The following is a 23853-nucleotide window of genomic DNA, read 5'->3' as shown; positions in this document are numbered from 1 at the left end:
TTCCAATCCTCTTTGTTCAATGCGGGGGGGTGCCATGCTAGCCAGCCCCCACGGCTTACGCCGCGGGGGAGACACCGCAGCCTACGGCTGCTGGACGACCCCATCCGTGGTTTGCGAAGGCTCAGCCGTCGCGTCCCTGCGCTTCGCTCCGGGTCGCCGCTCTCCCCACGCCTCGCGGCGCGGGTCCCCGTGCGGCTCGCTCCGGGCGCGACGGCGCGCGCGACATGGCAGTGGCCCGCCTTGCTCCCCTTAGCTTGCAGGAAGGGGGTTCTCCCGGCTTGGCGACCGGGAGTCTCCGTATTCAGTTAATCAATTGCCCGGAATATCTGGGCCGCATCTTTATGCGTCAAGGCAAATTCCCGCAGTAAATGAAAACGCTCGATAATAGCATCGTCGCTTGTTAGTTCGGCAAGATGACAGAGCGCAAACAGCGTGACGACAATACCAAATGATTCGGCTGGCAGGTCACCAATAAAGCTGTTCAGATTCCACTCGACATGAAAATTGCCGTGATGATCAGGGGCCGCAAAGAATCCACCGTTCGATAGATCGAAGAACGTCCACGAACCCCCGTTATAGTCCACCGACAGGCGACGAGCCCAGTCAAACATCATGCCCTCGCCCTGCAGGAAGTATCGGCCCAGATGACGCGGGAAAAAACCTTCGCGCTGCCGGTCAGGAACCACTGAGGACGTTACTGCGACTGCGACTGCATTGACTTCATTCATCGGAGTTCTCCGGTAAGGGCCATCGCGAAATGCGAGGCATAGCGTTATTATAGGGCTTTAAGACCTTAAATAGAGAGAGCGGACGATTGATTTTGTATACCGCGCTTGAGTTTCGATAAAAATATTTTCGGCGGTCTATTTAAATTAAACATCATTAGGTCCAAAAGACCGATTATAATGTCGTCATGCCTCGCATTTCGCGATGGCCCTTACCGGAGACGATCCGATGAAAACCCAAGTCATTCACGCACAATCCGATACCCAATTCGCTGACAGCGCTTTGCCGGAAATTACCCTCGGCGGTAACGCGCCGATCGAATACGTTCCGCTGTCGCGGCTGTGCCTGTCTCCTCACAACGTACGTACGAAGGCCCCGACCGGTATCGAAGGGCTGGCCGAGAACATCGCCGCTGCTGGCCTCATGCAAAACCTCGTCGTGCATCCCATGAAGGACAAGCGCGGCAAAACGCCGGAGCTCGGCGTATGTGCCGGTCAGCGGCGCTTGCGCGCGCTCGAAATGCTTCGCGAGCAGGGCCGCATCGACGCGGATTACGCCGTGCCGGTCAAGATCGTCAGTGATGCCGAGGCCGTCGCCGTGTCGCTGATCGAGAACCAACAGCGCGAGCCGATGCATCCGGCCGACGCGAGCGTCGCATTCCGGCTCCTTTCCGAGGAAGGGCGCAGCGTCGAGGCGATTGCCGTGCTCTTTGCCATCGCGCCGCTGGCCGTGCGTCGTGCCCTTAAGCTGGCGAGCGTGTCACCGAAACTGCTTGCCGTGTATCGCGAGGACGGCATGACCTATGAACAGGTCGCTGCGCTGTCGCTGACCGACGATCACGCCGTGCAGGAGCGGCTCTGGTTCGACGCGCCACAGCCCTTTATGCGCAACCCGTCGAATCTGCGCGAGGCGATCACGCAAACCGAGATCGACGCGAAGGCCAGCCCGCTCGTCGCGTTCGTGACGCTCGACGCCTACGAGATGGCGGGCGGTGAGGTGCGCCGGGACCTGTTTAGCGATGCGCAGAACGCGGGCTATGTGGCCGATACCGAACTACTGTACCGACTCGTTGCCGAGCGCCTGACGGGCATCGCCCGGGAGGTGAGCGCGGAGGGATGGGCATGGGTCGAAACACGCACGAAGCGCGATTACGACGAAATAGCGCGCTATGGTCGCCTCTTCCCCGAGCGCCGAGAATTCACGAAGAAGGAAAAAACCGAACACCGGAGGCTGAAAAAAGCGCAGGAAGAGGCCGACCACGCGCTTAATGCTTACTACGACGGCGATGAGCCCGAGGACGACACGCGTCGCGATCAACTCGAAGAGTCTGCCGCCCACGCGGAGCAAGCCGTCGAAGATTTCGAGGCGCGGCTGCTGTCGTGGAGCGACGAACAGAAGGCGCACGCGGGTGCGTTCATCATGGTTGGCCACGGCGGGCAATTGCTGATCGAGCGCGGACTTGTCCGGCGCGAGGACCGCGCCGCAATGAAGCGCGACCGGATACCCGGTGCCGATGAAATCGCAGGCGGGCACCCGGAGAAGCCGCTGCACGGCAAGGACCTGTGTGCGCGCCTCACGGCCCACCGCACCGCCGCCGTGCAGGTTGAACTCGCGCGCAATCCTCACGTGGCCGTGGCGCTGCTGCTCGCGCGCATTGTCCCGCTCGTGTTTCGTGACCTGTACCTCTACAGCCAGCAACACGCTCTGATCCTCAACGCGACCTGCTCGCATGACAAGCTCGCGAAGGTGGACGACATGGCGGCCAGCCCCGCATGGCTTGAAATCAGCGCCGAGCGGGCGAAATGGGCGGCGATGTTGCCTGCGCGGGAGGGGCAGTTGCTGGCCTGGCTGCTGGAGGCAGGCGACGATATCGTGAGCAACCTGTTCGCGTTTTGCGTCGCGTCCCTGGTGGACGGCGTGAGCATTACCGACACGCCGCATGCGGTCAACACGGTGGCGGACGTGCTGGGCCTCGACATGACGCAGTACTGGAACCCGACACGTGCAAGCTATCTGAACCACGTGTCGAAATCGCGGATTGTCGAAGTGGTGTCCGCAGCCGTATCGCCGGAAGCCGCCGCGCCGCTGGAGAAACTGAAAAAGGACGCGGCGGCGGAAACGGCTGAGCGCTTGCTTGCCGGGTCCCGCTGGTTGCCCGAGGTGTTGACCAACCGTGAGCAGCCTCAGACGTGGAATAACGTCGAAGACGAGGACGACGAAACCGAAGAACCCGCGTAATCCTTTGCGGACTTTGCGGTTTGTGCCGCAGCCGTCCGGGTAAAAGCCCGGGCGGCTTTCGGCTCTCTGTGCGCGTCCGTGTTTGTGAGCGTCGCAGAGCCACCGCGTCTTCTCGGTGAAGTCGTCGCGGTGTAGCGCGTCGATCAGAATGTCCGTTTTAGCGTCTCACTGACGCGAGGTGCGCAGCGCTTCCATAAAAAAACCGCCGGATTCGATCCGGCGGCATAAGAGAAAACACCGCAATCACACAACCACCGGAGGAGGAGGTTGCTTATCTACGATAGCTTCCTTTGAGAAGCGTGATTGCTAACAATTGTCACGTGGTGGTATCCAGATCGAGAGGGCCGCATGCGGCCCTCTCTCTTGAACAACAGCGGCGCAATACCGCCCTTTCCTCGAGCCGCGTCGTTCTTTTCACCACCACCTTTTCAAGGCGCCATCGTTCTAACGCGGTTGTTGCTACCCGTCGCTAACGATCGCCGGGCGTGTTCCGGTGGCCGGTTCGCCCACGCGTGCGCAGCAAGTGTCGCGCGCCGGGTCGAACCTTCAAGGGCTTTCGCGGCATAAACGACTGGCTCTCCCTCACCGGGAGGCCCGTCATTTATTCCACGGTCCCTTGACCTCCGAAACCCGCCCGGCGCTCGCCAGCGCCGGGTAGCAACAACGCGGTGCCTCAATCGCTCGCGTGCTGCCCATCAATCCAAACCTGATGGAGCACCTATGTCCTATCTCTTTAATGGCGACTGCCTTGACATTCTTCCGCAGATTCCCGATGACATCGTCGACTTCGTGCTGACCGACCCGCCGTATCTCGTTAACTATCGCGACCGCAGCGGTCGCAGCATTGCCAACGATGCGAACGCGGATTGGCTGGTGCCGGCGTTCGCGGAAATCTACCGCGTGTTGCGTGACGACGCGTTGTGCGTGAGCTTCTACGGCTGGAACCGTGTTGACCTTTTCTTTGACGCCTGGAAGCGTGCGGGTTTTCGCGTTGTCGGCCACCTGGTGTTCGCAAAGTCGTACGCGTCGAAAGCGCGCTTCGTCAAATACCAGCACGAATCGGCCTACCTGTTAGCGAAGGGCTCGCCGCGTCTGCCGGAACAACCTCTGCCGGATGTGGTGCGATGGACGTACAGCGGTAACCGGCATCATCCGACCGAAAAGTCGGTGGACTGCCTGATGCCGCTGATTGAAACTTTCACGCAGCCGCATCAGATCGTGCTCGATCCGTTTGCCGGTTCCGGTTCGACGTGCGTAGCCGCCGACCAGCTTGACCGTCGATATATTGGTATCGAGCTGGATCCCGCGTGGTACTCGGCGGCGTATGCGCGTCTGAGCCACGATGCCCCGGTTACGCATCTCGATTGATGAAAGCTTTCGGGCCCGGGTTGCCACCCGGCCCGTCATTCCGCGTCCAAGCCAGAGTGTCCCGACGCGCTCTCAGTGCGAGACGAGTGGCGCTTCAAGCGCCCAGCTCGCGGTCTGCCACAGCACGCCGTGATGGCGGATTGTCATCGTTGCCCGCGCCGCTTCGAACGCGCCGGACACCGTGACTACGATCTCCCAGCCGTGGAAGTGCTCGACGCAAAAACCAGATACAAGCGCGCCCTGCACCGCTTCCGACACGAGTGCTTCGAGCATCTTGAACTCGCCGCGATCCGGCATCGGCACGGTGGTTTTCGCCACGCCAAGTTTCGTCTGCCTTTGTTGGTCAAGCTGCATTTTTGCTGCCTCCGAATTTACGCGGGTTCGCCCGCCGTAGCCAATTGCCGCTCTTTCTCGCGCTGGGCGATAAAGGTGTCGCCGCGCTTCTTGAGCTGGGCCTCGACGCTCGCGTCGGACTTCATTTCGTCAAGCACCCATAACAGCGCACCGGTCAATACACCACGATCCACGGGGAAATTGGCCATCGAGACGATGCCGCCCAATTCGATCAATTCGCGCGTGCGTGCCTTGCGTACTTGATCGCGGCGCTCGGCCATCATACGCGCAACCTCGGCTTTGGCTTCCTCGGCTTTCTGGTTCACTTTTTCCAACCGCACGAGCGCGTCGAGCTGCTTGATCTCCTGCTTGGTCGGCTGCTCGATGGTCGCGAGTTCGAGCAGCATTTTTTGCGCTTCGGTCGGCGTCTTCAATCCTTGGATGAACGCAATCCGGTTAGCGAGCCAGTCATTCTTTTCCACTGTCGGTCTCCCAATTTTTCAGCTATCGCGGGTGACGGTACGTCACCGAAAAAGGCGAATCGAGATCATCCCTGGTACGGATCGTATGTCGAAGAAGAAACTCGACCAGCGCCCTTAGAACCGGCAACGGCCGCGTCGGTATCCCCCTCTTGCCAAGCCAATTCCGAACTACAAAAAACCAAAAACGCTAGCATGGGCGAAAACGCTTGCTTGGCAGGATCGTTCTTTTTAAAAGAACGCGCGCTTCACGGTATCCATGCTAGCATGGATACCGAACTAAAAAGCGACCGACACCAATAAACCGCGCACCGTGGCCACGTATCACCTCTCCGTGAAGTATGGCAAGAAGGGCCAAGCTGGCGAGCACAGTCGCTATGTCGGCCGTGAAGGGCATTACGCCTACATCGCACGGGAGGGGCAGTTCGAGGAGCGCGATGACCTTTCGCTGACCGAAAGCGGCAACATGCCAGAGTGGGCGCGCCATGATCCGACTGTGTTCTGGGACGCCGCTGACCAGTACGAGGGGGCCAATCGCAAGACCTATGTCGAGCTCGAGGTGTCGCTGCCGCGTGAGCTCAACGATGCGCAGCGTGTCGAGCTCGTGCGAGAGTTCGTTCAAAACGTGCTGGGCGACCGGCACGCCTATACGTGGGCGATCCACAACCCGCCGGCGAGCGACGGGCTTGAGCAGCCGCACGTGCACCTCATGTTCACCGAGCGCCAGAATGACGGGATCGCCCGCGACCCGAAGCAGTTCTTCAAGCGCTACAACCGGGAGCATCCAGAGAAAGGCGGCGCAGAGAAGGATCCTTACTTCCGACACCCGAAGTTCGTCCGCGAGATCAGAGAGGAATGGGCGATCACGGCGAATCACTTTATGTCGCGTCACGGCATCGAGGCGCGGATTGATCATCGCAGCTATATGGCACAGGGCATCGATCTCGAGCCCTCTCGCAAAGTGGGCATTGCGACGTATGCGGCCGAGCGGGTCGCGATGGCCGAAGTGCTCTCCGAAAACCGCGCTCGAGCCTATCGCAATGGCGAGCGCCTTCTCATCAATCCGGCGATCGCCGTGCATGCGCTGACCGCGACGCAGTCGGTGTTTTCGCGGCGCGACGTCGAGCAATTCGTGTTTCGCAACACCGACGGCGAGGAGCAGTTCCGGCAGGTGTACGCGCGGGTCATGAACTCGAAGGAGATGCTCGCGCTCAAGGACCTGTCGCGCGAGGGCGAGTGGTTCACGTCGGCCGAACTGCGGGCGATCGAAGGTCGGCTCGTCGAGCGGGCTCGAGTCATGAGCCACGGTTCCGCTGGACCGGCGGGCGGGCGTGCTATTCGGGAAAAGCTGCGCGCCAGCCGCGACTTTAACGACGGACAGGATCAGGCATTTGTCGCGTTGACGAGCGACGCCCAGCTCGTGACCGTGAACGGTGCGGCCGGCACCGGCAAAAGCTATGTGCTGGCCGCTGCACGCGAAGCGTTCGAAGCCGACGGCGTGCGGGTGATCGGCGCCGCGCTGCAAGGCAAGACGGCTGACGACATGGAACGCGACGCCGGCATCCACAGTCGCACGTTGCACAGCTTGATCAGCGCTCTCGAAAAGGGCGCCGTTCAACTCGATAGCCGCACGGTGGTTTTTGTCGACGAAGCCGGGATGGTCGGCTCGCGTCAGCTCGAGAAACTGCTCGACTTTGCTCAGTCCGCGGGAGCGCGCGTCCGGCTTGTCGGCGACGCTTGGCAACTGCACGCGGTCGACGCCGGCGACGCATTCCGTGCGGTCTCACGCGAGGCCGCGGCGGCCGGTCAGCTCGCCAGTTTGACCGAGATCGTGCGCCAGGCCGAGGCGTGGCAGCGCGACGCCTCGGCGGCTCTCGCGCAACACAGGATTCGCGAAGCCGTGGAGGCCTACGCGGCCCATGAGCGCATCCACCTGCACGCCAACCGCAGCCAGGCGCAGGAGTGGCTGCTCGCGCAATGGCACGTCGATCACCTGGTTCGCCCGGACGACAAGCAGATCCTGCTCGCGCACACGAATGCCGCCCGACAGGCACTCAATGAGCAAGCCAGACGGTTTCTGCGCGCGAGCGGCGAGCTTGGTGCCGACGATCATTGGGTGCAGGCGGGCGAACGGCGCATTGCCGTCGCGCGGGGCGAGCGCATCATGTTCGGGCAGAACGACTATGTGATGGGCGTGAAAAACGGCACGCTGGCCACGGTCGAGCAGATCGGTCTGCCGGCAGCGGGAGCGACGCATCCTGGTGCCGTGCTGCATGTGCGCCTGAACGACGGGCGGCAGTTGCGCGTCGATACGGCGCAGTATCCATATCTCGACTACGGTTACGCGCTCACGGTCCACAAGAGTCAGGGGGTAACCGTCAATCGCGCTTACGTGCTGGCCACGCCTGGGATGCCAGCCGAGCTCGCCTACGTCGCGATGACTCGCCACAAACAAGCGCTGCTTGTCGCTGGCGGCCGCGACGATTTTGCGGACCAAGACGCACTGGTGCGAGGCCTCTCGCGCGGCGAAAACAAGAGTTTCAGCGGCGAGCATGTGGCACGTGACCGGGAGAAAGAACATGGCGCGCGGCATACGATCGCGGTGCGTCGCGCGACGCAATTCTCGAATGCGCCACGGCCACAGCCAAAAGAAAGGTCGCTTACCCAGGCGGTCACCCAGTACGTCGACGCATGGATCAAGGATCGCGAATCACGGCGGGTCGTGAAGCAGTATCCCGAAGACCGCGAACGCATGAAGACAACGACCGGTCGCGACGTTGGGCAGTCGCCGCAGATCGTTCATCTGGCTGGCGACAAGGCTATGCTGCAGCGGCGCCGGCGGGAACTCAATCGGCTCGATACGGGCATTGGTCGTGAACTTCGCGACGCGATGCGGGAACGTCTGCGTGACGACCGCGCATGGAAGGCACTGGTGCAGCTCAGCGGTCCGGAGCGCGCGCACATGTTGATTGCGGAAGTCGATGAAGCCCGCACGAAAGGCCGCGCGATTGATCCGCGCGTGTTCGAGCGGCCAGGCCGCGACGCTCCACAGACTGATTTCCGCACGCTCAGCCCCAGTGAAAAGCTTGAACGCCGTGAGCAGCATCGAAGACAACGCTTCGAGCGCGCGGGCGTTCCACTGCCTGAAAGCGGGAAAGCGCATCGCCTTGACAGAAGCCGTGGCGGCCGAGGTCTTGGTAACGATTGACAAGCATGGGACCGACGTCCCCGGCGATCTAATATGACTCGGTCGCGTAGGCGGTAATTCCCGCTGCAACAAGTATCCATTCTCACGTTGTTCGGTCCAGTAGCAACGTGAGCATTAAGGCCCGCAATACAAAGTTCCAGCCGGATTATCCATCTGCCGCTTCCGCAGTCAGGATTCACATGCATGTGTTACTTAACGATTGAGCCTGCCTGCCCTTTAGTCGTCTGAGACTCAACCGAATACGTGACTTTGACCTCTACCCGACGGTTGGGTGCATTGCACTGTTCGATCTCGTATCGAGTTCCCGCAGAATCGGTAGGACACTTTGCCTTGGGTTCACGACTACCGGCACCTTCAGATATGACTGTTAACTTAGGAATCTTGATCAATTGCTTTAGCGCCTCAGCAACCGCATTCGCTCGAAGTTCAGAGAGCCGTTGATTATCCCCGATATTCCCTGTCGCCTGACCGGTAATTTTCCTGGAGTCACTATGGCCACGAACTACAATCCGCTCAGGGTTGCCAGCAGCTAGAATGGCAGTCGCAACAGTCTGGAGCTGCCCCTTGGCGGCTGGCGTCAACTCGTATTCCCCTGTCTCGAACAGCATATCATTTGGGAGATCAAAACAGGGGTTCAGCGGTGGGCGGGTCTTGATGATGCGAAGCGAACTGGTATCGAATCGCAGCAAAGCCTGTTTAAGCACCTGCGGATCGGGACCGAGTAGGCCGCCGTTCAACGGTGCGAAAACTGAAAATGAGACCAGCGATGTAGTGCCGATACCGGTCCACAATACATCGGCACCGTGCACAATCAATCGCGCATCGGTAGTCCTATGACAATCCACGAGCGGTCGGCCGATGACGTCCGCGACCCTAACGAGTGCTCCGAGTTCAGATTCTGGAACCTCGATACTGACGTTCAGAATCCGGATTCCCAATCGTTCGAAGACCATGTAGACGAGCGGCATGGGCCAGCCCAGGGCCACTACGACGACCAGCGGAACGGTAAGCACCAGGATCCAACGAAGCAACATCGGTGACTGCGGTGGCATGCCACTTTGGGCAGTTGCGTTGAACGAGTCTGACGGCGCGCTGACCAATATTAGGCAAATAAATCCGGCTAGCAAAAAGGTGTAGGCAAGCTGTATCGCCTGCCTGGCCCCGGCTGTCGATGGAAGTGAAAGAATGGTTAGGAGCGTTACGGCGAAAACGATTGCCGATGCGCAGAAGAACCATGCGCCGCGAAACGCACGCAAGTTTGTGTTCTTGCTGTTAGCAAAACGGGTCGCTCGTTTGCGAAAGGCGCGAACTGGCGCGTAGATCCAGCATCTACGCTTTGGCTCCCCACTGCGCTTCTGGTCCTTTACGCGTGAACGCAAATTCGGCCACTTCGAAGCTGGAATGTGGTCGCGGAAGCGACACTGCCTGAAGGCCCAACCGAGCGTTTGAACAATCCATACCCATGCTAAGGTACCGTAAAGCAGAAATGCGACATACAGAAAGCCAAACGCGAGCGCCACAAACACGAAGAACACGACCTCACCCGGGGTCAATCCAGTTGGAAAGAAACCGATCCTGAACAGGTAGCAAAACGTGACTGTGGTGCCGGCGGTAATGGCCACCTTATATGCAAGCGATGCCAAGTTGTTTAAGTTCTCTATCCGCTTGCCATGCGATTCGATCCGGTCTGCAGGTTCATTCGGAGATGAGGGAACGGGCTCAGTTGACGACGACGGATTGGGGGTTGCATTTTCTTTATCAGTCGTTGGGCTCATGCTTTTTTTTAAACGATCTTGTCATGCTTTTGTTGACGACCATCTGACTTGTGAAGTCATTCTATCGGATGTGCTGTTCGGCTCCGAAGGGCAGGAAACGGGTCGATCAGATCATTCCCGCTCACACGGGCGCGCCGGTTGCGCCGCCAATCAAATCCCGGCTATCACCGGCTATGTCGGTTCCGCACTGAAGTGCCCGATCCGAAGAAACCGGACCTGCCGGGTCCCTCGGCAGGAGGACGTGTTAACACCCCTCAAGATACTCGCTAGCCTGGCGCGCGCGAGCAGTTTCCTTCGAGAGGGCTTCATGATCGATCAACTGCTGGAGCAGGCGCGCAGACAAACCGGTGTTGAAGCTGCCGTTATTCGACTGCCGACTAACGATGGGATGCATCCGAGTTGGCGGCCAACGTCGAAACCCATATACCTGGTGGCCAACGCTCTACGTCATCAGCTCCCGGCGCCTAAATGGTATTGATGCCGCGCCTATCCATCAACATCGTAGCGCTTTCGCTTTAACGGGTCGAAAGTGAGGCGCAGCCTTGCGCAGCTTGGACACCACGCGCCGCAATTGGCGACCGTATTCGGCGCCGACCGCCAGACGTGTCCACGACTGCATTCCCAAGTTAGCTTGATCTTGTTACCAAGGTATTCTTCGCTTAGGCACCGGCCGCCCCGCCCCTGCGCGATCTGTTGCATCCGCTCGATCGTGGGCATACGCCGCCGATTCGCACAGAGCCTGCACCATGTGCCGGCAAGTACAAGGTGGCCGTAGGTCGTCCATTCGTGTCCGTTTGCGCAGCGGAACCGGTACTTCGAGGCACGACCTATATAGACGTCGTCCAAACACTGTCCATCGTGCGCGGCAGCTACAGCCTTCAGGCGTGCAAGCCCGTCGGGGCAGCGACTCGCGTCGCCGTTGCGTCGGGCAAAGCACATGCGACACCAGCCCCCGTTTGTCACCTTGCCTCCGGTGGCTCGCCATCGATGCCGGTTGGCGCACTCCCACAGGTAGCGCGCCTTCATCCCCTGATACGTATCTGCCAGGCATTTCCCGCCTTGTGCTGCCGCCACTGCATACAGACGTTCGAGCCCATCCGGAAAGCCCTGCCGCATCGACGACTGCAGCGCAACGCATGTCGGGCAGCCGGTGCCCTCAACGATTTTCCGGGCCTCGGTTGCCCACTCGTGCCCCAGCCTGCAAGTAAGGCGATGCCGAACCGTGAGCCCCAAAAACTCCGGCTCCAGATTGACAAAGCCCTGTTGCTCGATCGTACTGAGGAAACGTCGCTGAACTCCGTCCCGCACGCATTCCAGACAGGTGGCCGTGCCGCGCAGCATGATCGTTGCTTTGCGGCCGAACTCGTGACCGTGCATACAACGGAACAAATACTCGTGGCGCGACCCTTGCCAATGCGGCGAGAGCAGCGTCATGCCTCGTCCGGCCGCCTCATCAGCGAGACGCTTGAATGCCTCGTCCGCTGACAGTCGCTTCCGTCTGATGGGGGCGTCGTGTTCCATGAAATTCAGAACTGCACGGTCATCTGAAAGCCCAGCGGGACACGTGCTGAACCCGGCGAGCTTGCCGATTGGCGTGCCTGCGAACACGTTGTTAACGAGCATCGCGCAGCGAGTCGGAGCACCAGGCGGTACATAGACATCCTCATGTTGCTTGGATATAGACCTTGATATGAGGAATTTTCTTTGAAGGGCAGAATAGAGACTGTCAACGAATGTCACGGCGCAGCACGCGAACCTCATAGTGCTGATGGCACCTCTACTCACCAACACCTTCTGACAGCTGCTTTTGTGGTAATTTCACGCGGATTCAGCAAAGCACGTCGGCCAAATGCGGCTCGCGAGCAACCATCGCCAGATGGACGTTGATGCGCCGTTCAGCCGCGGCGCATCCGTGAAGGATCGCCTCGAATTCGTTGTCAAACGGCTTGCCGCCAGCGTCGAGCGAAAACGAATCCAGCCGCAGCACAGAGTCAAGTTTTCGAATGCGTACCATGCACCGGTAACCCACGGCATCGTAGGGTTGCAGATGGTGAGCGGATTTCGTAAGCCGTTGCGCCTGGAGACCAATCTCGAAGCCGCGATAGCGATAGAACCGCTTAGGTTCCAACATTCCATCCTCTCTTCACTTCACCAACCTGCGACTTACGTTACGCCGCACCCACGGTCTGAAAGTGAACATTTGTCAAGTTGTGGTGGGCTAAGATCCTGCTCCTATAGGCGTCATCCTGCAGACCATTCGGCGTTGGTGCTTCGTTGACGCGTGACGGCGAAGGCGCTCACAAGCGCGCGTTGATTTTCGGGTGCGGCTTTGACGCGCCCGAAAATCTTTTATCGCGCACTCGCGGGTGCGGTGGCCGAAGGCCGCCGTAGCCGCTTAGTGCCCGCCGCAGTAGGCCTGCGTGCCCCACGACCGGGGACGTCCAGCGCCCAAGGGGCGCGATGACTCCCCCGGCGCCGCAGGCGCAGGGGGCTGGAGTTCCAACTCTCCGACTTATCCACAGGGCTAGTCTTCTTGAAAAAGACGCTGAAAGAAAGCCTGACAGATAAGCCGCGGGTCACATGACAAATAAGGATAACGAGATAATGGCTTTTAAGCCGCAATTTCGTCGCTGAAGGTCGCCTTCGATGGTCATCGACCGCTGAAATACGCGGAGTACGTCAGCCAAGCGGTGAGCGCGGGTCTTTTTAGGGAATCGAGACAAATACGGACAAGCGCGAACGTTGCGCATTCAGGCGAAGCTCGCAAAACGTGGGGACTTTGGTAGCCGCGCTATTCGCGAGGCGTGAACCCTGCTGCGTCGGGCGGGTCCGCCGACGTCTTGTCGTGCTGCCCTGCGCTACGCGCCGAGACACCCGCCAGCGTGCGCGCGAGCTCGAGCTTCCAGCGCGCTTGGTCACGCCGGGTCGGCCGCGCCTGCTTATGATATTCGGCATGCTTCTGCTGCTGGCGCTGGTGCGAGCGACGACGCTCGCGATCATATGCTTCACCCAGGCCGAGCACATCGAAAAACAAACGCGAGACGGTGCGCACGGCCGGCAAGTTCAGCGTCGAACCATTTTCGCGCCGTCGGAACTGGCGGGTGACCGTGACCAGGCCCGCACGCCGCAGGTCGGACATGGCCCGGTAGACGCGACGGAGCGTGAGGCCTGTGCGATCGGCGATTCGCTTCATCGTCAGGTGATAAACGAAGCCGTTTGCTGTCGGAATGCCGACCTTTAAGGTGACGACGTCGAGGTGATGGATGAGGCAAAGCATGACCGCAAGCACGGCGCAACGCCGTTCACTGCGCATCTGTCGATTGCTATTGATCTGCGCGAGTGTGCGGAAGAGTTCGGTCGGTCGCTCGTAAAAGCCGAGCACGCGGTCGGCCAGGTCCTGGAGAATGAGCGGCAGCCGCTTGCCGCTGCCGCTCGACTTGATCAGCTCGGCGAATGTGTCCAGCCATGTCGCAAAACCGTCAACACGCGGCAACCCAGCCGGGCCCGCACTAGATCGCGACGGCGCCGGTCCGGCCGAGGACATGCGCGGGCCCGCCTCGCGTGCGTGCATCGACGCCGCGTGCCCGTTGCCGTGGCCGAACGGATCCAGAGTCAAGCGCGGCCTCAGACCGTCGAGCGCGGATCGTGGGCCTGAGAGGGTATGCCGTCTTGCGGCGCGAGATTTTTGTGGTTGTCGTTCATTTCGATTCCGTTTTGTAGGAGTTATTGACAGCTTAGGAAAACGAAGCTATAAAGAAATCTTCGATTCCCGGTCTGTTGGCACTGGCAGGTGCTATTCAAGGCCTTTCATCACCGCCCTCGCCGTTTCTCGCGCGAGGGCTTTTTTTTGCCTACCATGCGGAGGTCTCCACCGGCGCCGGCAGCGTGCGGCCCGCGCTCGAGACCGACGACGTCGGAGGCAACGCGGGCATCGTGTCTGTCGTACGCCAGACCCAGGACGTCATCGCGCTCTCGTTGACGAGTTGCTGCAGCGCTGCGTCGTACTCCGGCTCAGTGTCGGGCGGCAAGACGTACAGCGCGACTGGCTGTGGCCGCACGTCCGAGAGCACGGCGCAAGCGAGCGGCTTTTTGCTGGACAGGTTGTAGCGAAGGCCCTTTACGAAGCGTCGGTCGCCATTCGTCAGGTCGTCGATCAGCGCCTTGTCGAGCGTGTGCTCGAATGGGATCCAGTTGCGCGTCGTGACCATCACTGTCATCGCCTCGATATTCGCGACGCCCGCCGCGGACAGACCGAAGGTCGCCAGAAACACCAAGTGGCTGTCCTCGATGCTGTCCCACAATGCGAGCTCGCGCACGAAAGCCTTTTGCAGCTTCGTGTGCAGCTCCTCATTGAGCATGAACGGGAAATCCGACAGGTGCTTGGCGACGAGCTTGAAGCCGTAGCGCGAAGTCGTGATTTCCTTCGCTTCAGCCACGACCATCATCAGCTTGCGCACGCGCGACTGCACTGTGAGATGCCCGAGGCGGGCAATGCGACGCTGCGTAAGCGCGCTCGCCTCATCGAGCGTGAATGGCTCTGGTACGTACAGCAGGTCGGCTAGCGATGTGTTCTTCGTCACCTTGCCGTGCGCGGCGTTCGTTAGCGCGCGGCGCACCACAGCCCAGCTACGCTTGCCCGCCATCGCGGGCACCCAACGGTTCAGGCCCGCTTCCTCCCACAGGTAGTGCAGCGTGCCGCGCAACGTGAGCTTTGCGCCGTCACTGCGGACCGTGTCGGGCGATTTTGATTGCTGTGTCTCGGGCGGCGCCTTGCCGCCCGTCTTCGACAGGCTGAAATCCAACCGTAACGTGGTGGTGCCGTCTTCGACGTTCTCCCGTATTGCCTCACCTTTGACTTCTCCCAACCCGGACAGCTCAGCAGGGGGCTCATAGGACGCACAGTCAGGTGAGTGCTGGTGCCCGGTGTCGGGCATGCGCTTGATCAGATACCGGTCGGCGAGGCGCGCCACATACATCGGCACGCCCTGTGGCACGCAAAGGCACAGGGGCCGATTCGGGCCGTGGTGCGCGCCGCGCAGATAGTCCTGCAGATCGCCGGCATCGTGCGCGACGATCACATCATCAAAGCGGAATTCAGACACGTGCGCCTCCTCTTGTTGGCCAGAACGGCTGCCGTGCGGTGTCCACCGCGCCGATAAATGGCGCGTGCCGCACGGGATAATCGCGGACCTTGAAACGGAGTTTTGAGAGCGGCCAGTCCTGGCCATACTTGAGATACCCCTGCAGATTGCGCAGGTTGGCGATTTCGGTCGGCATCACGATCGCTTCCGACTCGTGCCTCCGCTCGCGGTGGTTGATCTTCCAATTGCCCTGCACACCCAGCGGATGCCGCTCGACCTCGTGCTGGCCCAGCATCTCGGAAACGTAGCGCGTGGTCGCCGCATTTGCGCCACCGAGCACCAGGTAGTTTCGGAAGCACGCGAGCGCAACCTTGGCCGCCATCTCGCCGAGCTGCTGGTCGAGCTGGACGCGGTCCTGCAGGCCTCCCACCACGCACAGGCCGTGCTTGCGCCCCTTCGAGACGGCTGGCTCGAAGCTGTAGAGGCGGCCGAGCGACGCGAGCTCGTCCATGAACACCCACAGTCGCCGGTCGAAGGAGGGTGCCTCCGATAGGATCATTGCGAACACCAGGTCGATCCATACCGGAATGAGCGGCGCGAGCGCAGTGCGCTGGTCTTCCCGCCAGGTGATCCAGATGTTTCCGCCGTCCTTGTCGGCAATCCACTTGCGGATGGAAAAGTCCCCTTCCGGGATCTGCCGCAGCGGACGGATGTACTTGTTCAACGTGAAGATGACGCTGGCGGTAGCCCTATCCGCGTCCTGGGCAAAGAAGCCGACCGAATCGGTTGTCTCGAGGTACCTCTGCAGGATCAACCGCTGCTCGCGCACCAGCAGGTCGACGAGCGTGTGCATGTCCTGCATATCGTCGCGATCGAGTTCCTTCATGGTGTCGGCGAGCACCATACGCCCATAACCCGCCCACTCCTCGGCGCTTTCCGTCATCTGCGGTGGGATGGCCGACTGCGCGACGCGATCAAAGTCAAACCCGTCGCGCGCCTCGTTAAAGAGCGACCAGCCCACGCAGCGGCGGTCGTATGGGTTGAGGATCACGTCACCGGGCAGATAGAAGCGCGACACCAGCGAGCCGTTTGGGTCGACGACGACCATGCGGTCATCACGTGCAAGTGCCGAGGCGACCAGGCCGTTGATAGCCTGGCTCTTGCCAGAACCGATGGTGCCGAACACCAGCAGGTTCTGCGTCTCGAGATCGGTCGGCATCTCGAGGCGGCATACGGCGACTGGCGGGCGCGGCGCATCGCCCTGCTTGGCCGCCCGCTTGCGGTATTTGCGGTTGTACGCCTGGATTCGACTGTTGAGCTGGTGCCAGTTCTCCATCCGCACACCGCGAATGAAGCGGTCGTATCGATAGCCCTCGAACCCATTGAACAGATACTCTTGGCACAACCAGGCGAGCCCCCACGCGAGGAGCGCGCCCGGGAAAATGCCCCACAGCATCAAGGGCTCGTGCGCAGCGGCCGCTGCACCGTGCACGAAGCCTGCCGGGAACGGCAGCGGAGGAAAGCCGGCCATGGCGAACGAGAGCATGAGGCCTGCCAGCAGCCCGACCATGATGGCCAGGCCCTTCAGCAAGCGAATCTCATGTTTCTGCATGTGTCACGCTCCCAGAGCGCGGCCGGCGCGCTCCTTTCCCCGGTTCATCGCCTCCTTCGCGCGTTCGCTGACCGGCTCCGTGCCATCGCGCGAAAAGCCCGCGCGCTCACGGACATTGCCCATGAACTGCGCACGGCGCTCCTGTTTCTCTTCAGGACTGAGCTCCGAGAACCGCCGGCGTGACGTCGATTCCATGCGCTCGGCAAGCTGCGTCGCCGGTACGCGCTCCACGTCACGATCTGCCGTCTTCTCAGCGGGAGCACCCGACGCCGCGCTTGCGTCACGCCCACGTGCGCGGCCCGACTTGACCTTGAAGCCATCGATGGCGCCGCGACCGTCTGCCGGAGCCTGTTCGTTTGCCTTTCCGTCGGCAAACAAATCGGCAGTTAAACCCGCGTCACGGCTGCGGTTGCGGCCGAGCGATTGGGTCGGTGTGGATTGCGCGCTGCTCTGGCCGTCGGCCGGCGTCTGCGCGGCCAGTTCCGTCTTCCCTCCCCCCAGTTGCGCCTGCTTCGTCGGTTCAGACGTGCCTTCCACTGCAGGCTGACGTTGCGGCGCGTTGAGTTCGATCACGTTCGACGGCGCGTCTGGCCCGCGTGCAAAGAATGCGTCGCGCGCTTGATTGATTGGGTTCCGGTCTTCGACGGAAGCCGCCACACGTTCTTTTTCTTCGCGCAGTTGCTCGAATGTGCTCTTTGCGACCTCGGCACTGGCGCCCGTGCGGCGCACGTATTCGTCGACCACCGCAGCGAAGCGCTGCGGATCGCGCAGCGTCTCCAGTGAGGTATCGATCGCGTCGCGGATCTTGCTCGTCGCCGGCGGTTCGACGGCCCTTGCGCTCGCTGCTTCCGTCGACACGGCTTTCGCCGCGGCAGTCTCGACGGACTGCTCTGGCTTTGCCGTCTCCGCCTGCTTCGCGACCTCAGGTTGCATTTGCGTTTCGGCCTGCCTGGCCTGTTCCCCCTGAAGGCGCTTTTGCTCCTCGAGCGCTGCAACCTTACGCTCGACCGCGGCACGCAGAGTCAGCTCTTGCGCATCGAGCTTGACCTCCGCGAGCTCGAGCGCGCGTTCGCGTTCGGCCAGGGACTTCGACCAGCCGTCCAGGGTCTTGGGATAGTTTCGCGTCTTGCCGTCGTCATCCTTCCACGCCTGGGCTTTCGCGAACATTGTGGCCAGCTCTTCTCGGGTCCACTCGCGCGTCGACCGGATCTCTCTGTTTGCGTGGAGGATCTCGCGCGTCTTGGCCGCATCGATCATCGACAGCCGGTTCAGGCCATCGATTAACGACGCCCGGTCCGCGATGCGTTCGGCGCGCATCTGCTGCTCGACGTCTTTCTCGGCAAGCGCGCGCTCGAGCGCACCGCGCATCGCCGCTGTGTCGATGAGCTCGTTATCCTTCAGGCCGAACCGCTGCTTAACGTCTTTGGCGAGTGCGTCGCTGCGCTTCTCTTCCTCGCGCAGCTTGCGGTCCGCGTCGAGCGCGCCAAGCACGGCCTGCGGATCGCGCATCATCCACTCCTGCCGGAACGCGAGGTTTTGCTGCCGTGCCTGCAGGCTCGCCTGTCGCGCGGCCAGTTGCTGCTCGCGTTCGGCGAGGTCGTTTTGCCGATCCTTGTCGGCAAAGCGCAATACCGTATCTTCAAACATCGAAACCTCCATCAGTTGACAGCACAGTCAAGGCAAGGTCGCTTGATCGCGAAAGCGACATCGCCGTCCATCGAAACGGTTGGTTTTAACGAGGACCCGAACGTGTTCACGCATCGCAGTCACTGTCGACATATCGCTGCAGCTCGCGCAGCTGGATCGCGGCGGCCGATTTGCCGTGACGAACGGCAACGCCCCGGATCAGCGCGTTGCCTGGCTCGAAATCCCCCGCACGGGCACACCGCACCGCGTGCAGGAAAGCGCGCCGGCACCGGTCGCGTTCAGCGACGTCATGCACTGGCGACGGTGCGCGCTCCACTACAATCCCCAGCTCGTGCCGTACCGGTCGTTGACGGCATGTTTCGTCTGGTCGTCCCCGTCCTGGCACTGGTTGAGAAAAGCCATGCGCGCATTCGAAGTCGGCCCGAGGTCCATGTGGCCGTGGTGATACCGCACGATCGAGAAATACTGTGACTCGTATTCGCTGCAGTTTTCGCCGCCACTGCTACCCAGCAATTCGCCCGCGAGACACAGCACTGCGCCGCAAGCCGACGGATCTGACTCATCGGCATGCGCGGGCGAAAAAGCCAGCGCGGTCATGAGCGCGGCGGCTCCGAGAAGTGAAGTTTTCAAGGTGTGAGCTCCTGTGGCTGTGCGCTGTCGGTCCGTACCCTTGAGTAGTACGCAAACAAGCGCAAGAAAACGTCTTCCGCCTCATCGGCGGTCAGCGGAACGATCGGCTCGTCGAGCGCGATCGGCAGCGGATCCTGCTTCGCGGTTGTATGAGCCGCTTGGGTGAGATCACGCAGCTCGGTCGCGAGCAACACACTGTCGGCAAGCTTCACCGCTGGTGGTAGGACCCGTGGCAACGCGAAGTGCGTCGCAATCGCAGTCCACCACGTCTCCTCGAGCGCGACGAGCTCGGGCAATACGCGCTTTAATGGCGAAATCGCGTCGCCTAGATAGGCTTCCGTCGCGTCGTGCAGCAGGCCACCGAGGCGGTGCGGCATCGGCAACTGCCCCGCCACCCGGATCGAGTGGTCAGCGACGCTGTAGAACACGCGTGTGTGACCCGCAAAGCGGCACTGGTTCGCAAGCGCGTGGGCGATGTCGCGAATGTCGATCTGCTCGGGGTGCGGATCGAGCACATCGATCCGGCGACCGGTGAACGTGATCATGTGGGTGGCGTAGCGGTTACACATCATCGAACTCCCCTCACGACCGAACGCCGTGCGCGACGACGTTCCAGCGCCCATCGCCCCAATGCATCGAGCGTGTACAACACGAGCCACAATGGCGAGACCAGCCACGCGATACCAAACGCGATCACGATCAGCGGTGGAATGATCAGTACCGGCATTTTGCGGATCATCTTTCCGGTCAAGTACAGCGACAGCGGGAACATCACGGACCAGAACTGCAGCCCAAGCGCGTGCTGCTCGCGCCAGCAGTGCCACGCGAAGACGATCGCCACAAGCGAATACGCAGCGAGAAGCAGGACGGTGCCCAACCGGGGTGGAGGATCAGTTCTCAATTGCTATCTCCGTCGCGTTCGGTGTTTGAGATCGCATCAGGGAGCGCGTGGTAACCCGTGCTACGCGCGGTCGACGTGTCGTCTTCCCCCCACGTCGTGAACCAGTTGTCGTGTTTTTTGGCGTCGGCTGTTTTGTGAGGGGGCGCTGAGCGCGTATTGGTTGCCGCTGCGGCTGGTGCGCCGGAGACATCCGGCACCACGGGAATCGCCTGCGATTCGCTAGCTGCGCCGCGCACTTGCGATACCGGCGCTGACGCAGCGACCTTGAGCGCATACGCTCGGCCTCGAGACAGATCGCCGCTGTAATAGCAGGAAAGCGCCGCGTGCACCGCGGTGTCGCCGGCAAGACCCGCACCTTGCGCACGGCCGTAGCACTCCGCAAGAATCGCCGCGCCAGTCTTGAGATTCGTGCACGGATCGAAGATCGTCTGCAGCGTCTGTCCGAAGCGCTCGAGGTTGTGAACATTCACCTGCACGATTCCGAGGCTGTAATTCCAGCCGCCCTCATTGAGCGCACGGATGGTTGCGAGCGCTTCATCGAGCGTCGACGGCTGACGGGTCAGGTGGCCACCGACGACGCCGATCGCGAACCGGTTGCCACTGCTCTCCACCGTCGCGACGCGGCCGAGCAAATCGGGATGAACGCCTGGCGCGCAGGTCATCGCCAATCGCGCGAACGGCGTTTCTGCTGAGCCCGAGGCCGCCGACGTAGCGACGGGCGTCGAAGCGGGTGCCGAAGCGGACGACTGTTGCGGCCAGGCCGGGGGCGCGGTTACGACCCCACAGAACAGGAGCGCTACGATCACCGCTGTCGGGGTACATTCAATGCGCGACATAGTCGATCCTGCTAATGCCGCGCAGGCCATCGTCGTAGCGGTGCATCTGCACCACGACGTCGATCAGTCCGCGCGCGTATTCGATGATTTCCGCCTTGCCCATCGTGGAGCCGTAGCGCATCACCATCTGCGCGAGCCGGTCCCACATGTGATTCGGGCTTTTCGCGTGCAGCGTGGTCATGAAGCCGTCGTGCCCCGAATTCAGCATCTCGAGTGCGACATACGCTTCTGCGCCGCGCAGCTCGCCCGGGATGATGCGATCCGGCGACATGCGCAGCGACGCCTCCATCAGGTCGACGGGCGTCACCTTAGAGACGCCCTGGTTGCCGCGCGAATACAGCAGATGCACGGCGTTGGGCTGCGCGAGCTTGATCTCGCGCGCGTCCTCAATCGTCACGATGCGCTCATCGCCGTTCATGAGTTTCAAGAGCATCTTGATGAACTCGGTCTTGCCCGTGTTCGTCGCCGCGCTCACGATGATGTTGAGCTTCGCGCGTATCGCAACACGCAGGAAGGTAGGCCAGTTCCGATCGCGATATAACCGGGCCAGCTGCTCGCGCACATCTTCGGTGTCCGGTAGCGGCTCGTTGACGTAGCGAAATGCGCCGCTCTTTTCGTAATACTCCATGTCAAGGTCCAGCACGCTGGGCTTGCGCATGGTGATCGAGATCGTTTCGGGCGGCACCGCGGGCGGCAGCACGATCTGGACGCGGAAATCACGGTTCTCCTGCCCGGTGAGCTCGGACGGGATGGACGCCGCAAGCAGCGGCCTCGCCATATCGATAGACTGGTCCGAGACGTGCGCGACCTGCTCGGCAATGTCGCGCAGGGTTTTCAGCGTCAGGTCCGGCAGCTCGACGCGCTCCATGAAGCGCGCGCCTTGCCGTCCCGCCCAGGCTACGCCAGGACCGTTAATGGCGATTTCCGTCACCGCGTCATCTGCGAACAGATCACGCAGCGAGGCGGTGCGGTTCAGAAAGGCCGGCAGAATCGACATCTACTGGTCCTCCTCCCCGGCCGGCTTGCAGAAGTCCGAGAAATCGAGCTCGTGCTCGACCTGGATGCGCACGCGGCTGCCCTGCGGGTTGGTCAGCGTCGGCGGGATGTTCGCGTACGCGCCGAGCAGCTCCTGCGACGAATTCGCAAGCGACGACTGCACGTTGTCGCGATACGTCGACAGCGAATTCGCGCCGTTATAGCCCGCTGCGCCCGCGGTCGACGCGCCGGCACCGAGCAGCGACAGCACGACGCTCATGCCCAGGATCTGCCCGATGTGGTTGTTGACGTCGCCATCAAGCCCTGCCGAACCCAGCTGGTCGGCTACCGGAGAATCGAGCCGGACCTTGACCCCATCCGGCCGATAGGCCGTGGCGGTCGCAATGAAGGTGCGATCCTGTCCCTTGCGCACGTTCGAATTCGGTTGGCCCACGATGCGCGTGCCCCATGGCATGAGCGGAATGCGGCCCTCCTCGCCATAGGTGTCTTGGTCGAGCATGATCGTGACGGAACCGGGCAAGTCCGAAACGATGCGCGGCACGAGGTGACCCTCGAGGATCCGGCCTGGCTCAATCTTGCATTGCCGGTTCGTGATGAGCGTTGCGCGCTCGGCCGAGTCGTCCTCGTCTTGCACTGCATGCGCAAACATCGAATTGGTGTCGTTCGGTCCGCGCCCATGGCGGGCAGTATCTTTCCCATCGCCTTGCGCACCCGAAGCGGCGAGCCCCGCGTCAGCGCCGGTGGCGCTTGAATCGCCTGCCTGTGCCTGCTCGGCGAACAGGGCGGAATGCAGGCGGGCGTGCTGCATCTCTTCTTCCCGTTTGCGCTTCGCTTCGGCTTCCATGAGACGGCGCTGTTCTTCGGCGCGCTGCTCGGCCAGCAGTTGTGGGTCCACGGCGCTCGCCGGTGCCGGCGCTGACGCGGCAAGTGCCGAGGCCGGCTTGTCAGGCGTATCCGCGAGCTTGCCGGATTTCGGTGCGTCTTCGGCAATGCGGGGCTGGTCGTCGTGATATCCATTGGTTGGCGCGGCCGGCTGCTGCCGCATCATGAAAACACCGGCCATGCACAGCGCAAGCACACCCGCGGCGCCTGCGTAGAAGCCCGCCTTGCGTCGCGCGTGCGACGGGTCGGCGGCAAGCGACGTGCGGCGCAGCGCATCGGCTGCGGCACGCCGCTCCTGCGTCGGATTCCCCGCCTCGCTGTTTGGGTCCTCGGGCCGGTCGCTCATCGCTGAACCCTCCCGTTATCGTTCGACAGGCCGGACATCGCACCCGCGTGCGACGTGCGAGCGACACACAACACGTTCGGGCCATCGCGCAGCGTGAAACGGTCCGCCATTTGCTCGACCACGAGGTACGGGCCCTCGCGGCGCGTATTGGCGAGCGCCTCGGTGCCGTCGGACTGCACCACGTAAATCATCGGTTTGGGTTTGTTGCCCACTGTGAGGAAGTACGTGAACTGGCCGTCATCGAAGACACGCTGCAGGCCAAAGCTGCGTTCGTCACCAGACACTTGGTAATCGCGGTTGACCACCCGAGGCTGCATGTCGCCGCCGGCGGCATAACCTGAGCCATTCCCATCGCCAGAACCGACATCACCTAGATCCCCATTGTCCGGGTAAATGAAGCGCACCACGTACACTGCGCCGGCCGCGCTCCTCGAGCTCGTCAGGTGGAAGTAGTAGACGTGCGCGCTCGTGGTCACCGTCAGGTTCGTCTGTGCGTCCGCCTCCACAGGCTTAAGCACGAGGTGATTGCGGAATTTGCCGACTTCAAACCCGATCGTGTCGCCCAGCGCCGAATTGAGAATGCGTTCGTTCGCGCCAAACTCGATCGTCGTCGTGTAGCCGTAGGTCGACGTCACCTCGTAGACCTGATTCGGGTCGTAGCGCACCTCGCGCACTCGCCTATCGGTCTCGAGCGCCCGCGGTACCTTTGCGGCGTGCGCGAGGCCCGAACCCAAGACGGCCGTCACTGCGACAATGGCCACGGCAATTCGTCGAACTCGATGTTTCATGTTTGCT

Annotated in this window: 21 protein-coding genes; 3 read left to right on the top strand and 18 right to left on the bottom strand. The window is 61.6% G+C overall.

The annotated features are described in order from the left end of the window. Positions 1 to 305 precede the first annotated feature (305 nt). Positions 306 to 728, bottom strand: a complete 423-nt coding sequence (locus FAZ95_RS39125) for an antirestriction protein (protein WP_137337899.1) — start codon at positions 726 to 728, stop codon at positions 306 to 308. A gap of 226 nt (positions 729 to 954) precedes the next feature. Between FAZ95_RS39125 and FAZ95_RS39120 the strand changes: the two genes are divergently transcribed. Further along, complete coding sequence (locus FAZ95_RS39120; RefSeq protein ID WP_137337898.1) at positions 955 to 2964, top strand: ParB/RepB/Spo0J family partition protein; 2010 nt, start codon at positions 955 to 957, stop codon at positions 2962 to 2964. A gap of 720 nt (positions 2965 to 3684) precedes the next feature. Further along, the gene (locus tag FAZ95_RS39115) at positions 3685 to 4332 is read left to right on the top strand and encodes a DNA methyltransferase (protein ID WP_137337897.1); all 648 of its coding nucleotides are present in this window, start codon (positions 3685 to 3687) and stop codon (positions 4330 to 4332) included. A gap of 72 nt (positions 4333 to 4404) precedes the next feature. Here FAZ95_RS39115 and FAZ95_RS39110 read toward each other — a convergent pair whose 3' ends face one another. Both FAZ95_RS39110 and FAZ95_RS39105 read right to left on the bottom strand, forming a co-directional pair. Next, a complete protein-coding gene (locus FAZ95_RS39110) occupies positions 4405 to 4650 on the bottom strand; it encodes a hypothetical protein (RefSeq protein ID WP_137337896.1) in 246 nt (81 codons plus the stop codon). A 53-nt stretch (positions 4651 to 4703) separates the two neighbouring features. Further along, positions 4704 to 5072, bottom strand: coding sequence for a conjugal transfer protein TraD (locus tag FAZ95_RS39105; protein ID WP_137337895.1), 369 nt, complete (start codon positions 5070 to 5072; stop codon positions 4704 to 4706). Positions 5073 to 5457: 385 nt separating this feature from the next. On the opposite strand from FAZ95_RS39105, the gene FAZ95_RS39100 reads away from it, so the two are divergent. Next, the gene (locus FAZ95_RS39100) at positions 5458 to 8352 is read left to right on the top strand and encodes an AAA family ATPase (protein ID WP_137337894.1); all 2895 of its coding nucleotides are present in this window, start codon (positions 5458 to 5460) and stop codon (positions 8350 to 8352) included. A 188-nt stretch (positions 8353 to 8540) separates the two neighbouring features. Here the strand turns inward: FAZ95_RS39100 and FAZ95_RS39095 are convergent, their stop codons facing one another. The 15 genes from FAZ95_RS39095 to FAZ95_RS39025 form a co-directional block, all read right to left on the bottom strand. After that, positions 8541 to 10127: an OmpA family protein gene (locus FAZ95_RS39095; protein ID WP_137337893.1), complete on the bottom strand. Its 1587-nt coding sequence runs from the start codon at positions 10125 to 10127 to the stop codon at positions 8541 to 8543. Positions 10128 to 10613: 486 nt separating this feature from the next. Further along, entirely contained in the window at positions 10614 to 11561 is a 948-nt protein-coding gene (locus FAZ95_RS39090; protein ID WP_254700420.1) for a hypothetical protein, read from the bottom strand. Positions 11562 to 11955: 394 nt separating this feature from the next. Next, a complete protein-coding gene (locus tag FAZ95_RS39085) occupies positions 11956 to 12258 on the bottom strand; it encodes a hypothetical protein (protein WP_137337891.1) in 303 nt (100 codons plus the stop codon). Between the two features lie 660 nt (positions 12259 to 12918). Continuing rightward, the gene (locus FAZ95_RS39080; protein WP_137337890.1) at positions 12919 to 13698 is read right to left on the bottom strand and encodes a RepA family replication protein; all 780 of its coding nucleotides are present in this window, start codon (positions 13696 to 13698) and stop codon (positions 12919 to 12921) included. 280 nt (positions 13699 to 13978) lie between these two features. Next, a complete protein-coding gene (locus FAZ95_RS39075; RefSeq protein ID WP_137337889.1) occupies positions 13979 to 15229 on the bottom strand; it encodes a DUF1173 domain-containing protein in 1251 nt (416 codons plus the stop codon). Beyond that, positions 15222 to 16820: a type IV secretion system DNA-binding domain-containing protein gene (locus FAZ95_RS39070; RefSeq protein ID WP_137337888.1), complete on the bottom strand. Its 1599-nt coding sequence runs from the start codon at positions 16818 to 16820 to the stop codon at positions 15222 to 15224. The genes FAZ95_RS39075 and FAZ95_RS39070 overlap by 8 nt, the downstream gene beginning before the upstream one ends. 3 nt (positions 16821 to 16823) lie before the next feature. After that, positions 16824 to 18449 (bottom strand): coiled-coil domain-containing protein, encoded by a 1626-nt coding sequence (locus tag FAZ95_RS39065; protein ID WP_137337887.1) that lies wholly within the window; start codon positions 18447 to 18449, stop codon positions 16824 to 16826. A gap of 124 nt (positions 18450 to 18573) precedes the next feature. Continuing rightward, entirely contained in the window at positions 18574 to 18762 is a 189-nt protein-coding gene (locus tag FAZ95_RS39815; protein WP_137337886.1) for a hypothetical protein, read from the bottom strand. 20 nt (positions 18763 to 18782) lie between these two features. Beyond that, positions 18783 to 19097, bottom strand: coding sequence for a TrbM/KikA/MpfK family conjugal transfer protein (locus FAZ95_RS39055; protein WP_254700419.1), 315 nt, complete (start codon positions 19095 to 19097; stop codon positions 18783 to 18785). Next, positions 19094 to 19642, bottom strand: a complete 549-nt coding sequence (locus FAZ95_RS39050; RefSeq protein WP_217497500.1) for a phosphohydrolase — start codon at positions 19640 to 19642, stop codon at positions 19094 to 19096. The genes FAZ95_RS39055 and FAZ95_RS39050 overlap by 4 nt, the downstream gene beginning before the upstream one ends. A 23-nt stretch (positions 19643 to 19665) precedes the next feature. After that, complete coding sequence (locus tag FAZ95_RS39045; RefSeq protein ID WP_137337885.1) at positions 19666 to 19998, bottom strand: hypothetical protein; 333 nt, start codon at positions 19996 to 19998, stop codon at positions 19666 to 19668. Continuing rightward, complete coding sequence (locus FAZ95_RS39040) at positions 19995 to 20834, bottom strand: lytic transglycosylase domain-containing protein (RefSeq protein ID WP_137337884.1); 840 nt, start codon at positions 20832 to 20834, stop codon at positions 19995 to 19997. Before FAZ95_RS39040 ends, FAZ95_RS39045 begins: the two co-directional genes overlap by 4 nt. Further along, a complete protein-coding gene (gene virB11 / locus FAZ95_RS39035) occupies positions 20821 to 21831 on the bottom strand; it encodes a P-type DNA transfer ATPase VirB11 (protein WP_137337883.1) in 1011 nt (336 codons plus the stop codon). The genes FAZ95_RS39040 and virB11 overlap by 14 nt, the downstream gene beginning before the upstream one ends. After that, the gene (locus FAZ95_RS39030; protein WP_137337882.1) at positions 21832 to 23058 is read right to left on the bottom strand and encodes a TraB/TrbI/VirB10 family type IV secretion system protein; all 1227 of its coding nucleotides are present in this window, start codon (positions 23056 to 23058) and stop codon (positions 21832 to 21834) included. Continuing rightward, on the bottom strand, positions 23055 to 23846 hold the full coding sequence (locus FAZ95_RS39025; protein WP_137337881.1) for a TrbG/VirB9 family P-type conjugative transfer protein: 792 nt from the start codon (positions 23844 to 23846) through the stop codon (positions 23055 to 23057). Before FAZ95_RS39025 ends, FAZ95_RS39030 begins: the two co-directional genes overlap by 4 nt. Between the last annotated feature and the right edge of the window lie 7 nt (positions 23847 to 23853).

Source organism: Trinickia violacea (assembly GCF_005280735.1).
Lineage (GTDB): Bacteria > Pseudomonadota > Gammaproteobacteria > Burkholderiales > Burkholderiaceae > Trinickia_A > Trinickia_A violacea.
This window is presented reverse-complemented; position numbering and strand designations above follow the sequence as displayed.

Coding starts and splice junctions, on each gene's coding strand:
- FAZ95_RS39125 (WP_137337899.1), bottom strand. CDS start 728: ATGAATGAAGTCAATGCAGTCGCAGTCGCAGTAACGTCCTCAGTGGTT.
- FAZ95_RS39120 (WP_137337898.1), top strand. CDS start 955: ATGAAAACCCAAGTCATTCACGCACAATCCGATACCCAATTCGCTGAC.
- FAZ95_RS39115 (WP_137337897.1), top strand. CDS start 3,685: ATGTCCTATCTCTTTAATGGCGACTGCCTTGACATTCTTCCGCAGATT.
- FAZ95_RS39105 (WP_137337895.1), bottom strand. CDS start 5,072: ATGCTGCTCGAACTCGCGACCATCGAGCAGCCGACCAAGCAGGAGATC.
- FAZ95_RS39095 (WP_137337893.1), bottom strand. CDS start 10,127: ATGAGCCCAACGACTGATAAAGAAAATGCAACCCCCAATCCGTCGTCG.
- FAZ95_RS39090 (WP_254700420.1), bottom strand. CDS start 11,561: ATGACGCTGCTCTCGCCGCATTGGCAAGGGTCGCGCCACGAGTATTTG.
- FAZ95_RS39085 (WP_137337891.1), bottom strand. CDS start 12,258: ATGTTGGAACCTAAGCGGTTCTATCGCTATCGCGGCTTCGAGATTGGT.
- FAZ95_RS39080 (WP_137337890.1), bottom strand. CDS start 13,698: ATGCACGCACGCGAGGCGGGCCCGCGCATGTCCTCGGCCGGACCGGCG.
- FAZ95_RS39070 (WP_137337888.1), bottom strand. CDS start 16,820: ATGCAGAAACATGAGATTCGCTTGCTGAAGGGCCTGGCCATCATGGTC.
- FAZ95_RS39050 (WP_217497500.1), bottom strand. CDS start 19,642: ATGATCACGTTCACCGGTCGCCGGATCGATGTGCTCGATCCGCACCCC.
- FAZ95_RS39040 (WP_137337884.1), bottom strand. CDS start 20,834: ATGTCGCGCATTGAATGTACCCCGACAGCGGTGATCGTAGCGCTCCTG.
- virB11 (WP_137337883.1), bottom strand. CDS start 21,831: ATGTCGATTCTGCCGGCCTTTCTGAACCGCACCGCCTCGCTGCGTGAT.
- FAZ95_RS39030 (WP_137337882.1), bottom strand. CDS start 23,058: ATGAGCGACCGGCCCGAGGACCCAAACAGCGAGGCGGGGAATCCGACG.
- FAZ95_RS39025 (WP_137337881.1), bottom strand. CDS start 23,846: ATGAAACATCGAGTTCGACGAATTGCCGTGGCCATTGTCGCAGTGACG.